This is a genomic window from Alcanivorax sp. HI0083, assembly GCF_001635175.1.
Map to the genome: position 1 here is coordinate 1 of NZ_LWFX01001585.1, position 572 is coordinate 572.

The window sequence follows — 572 nt, forward strand, 5'->3', positions numbered from 1 at the left end:
CCTTGATACCACTGCCGGTGGAATTGGTGCCCGCACCGATAAACATCAGCAGCAGATAAAACAGGCTGGTCGGCAGCGACAAGGCACTCATGTCCACCACATTGAACCCGGCCGTACGCGGCGTCACCGCATGAAACCAGGACGCCGCCAGCTTGTCGCTGACACTCATGCCGCCCAGGGTGCCGGGGTTATTCCACTCCGCCAGCATAAAGAACAACAACGTGGCCGCCAGCAACACCCCGGTGCCCACCAGCATCAACTTGCTGTGCAGGGACAACCCGCGCCAGCGCCAGCCTTTTTCGAAATCCGCCAGCACCGTAAAGCCCAGCCCGCCCACGATGACCATGGTGGTAATGATCAGCACAATGCCCCAGTGCCCACCCCAGCCAGTGAGGCTGTCGGCACTGAGTGCAAAGCCTGCGTTATTAAACGCCGACACCGCATAGAACAGGCTGTGAAACGTGCCCTGACCCCAACCCAGTGCGGGCACCCAGACACACATTAACAGCGCCATGCCCACCGCCTGCACCACCACAACCACCACCACAATCCGGCGGATCAGCCAGGCGATA

The 572-nt window shown here is 60.7% G+C and carries 1 protein-coding gene; it reads right to left on the reverse strand.

What is annotated here, in order from left to right:
* A partial coding sequence (locus A3754_RS23630; RefSeq protein WP_304439866.1) for a potassium transporter TrkG occupies positions 1-572 on the reverse strand: 572 nt, incomplete at both ends.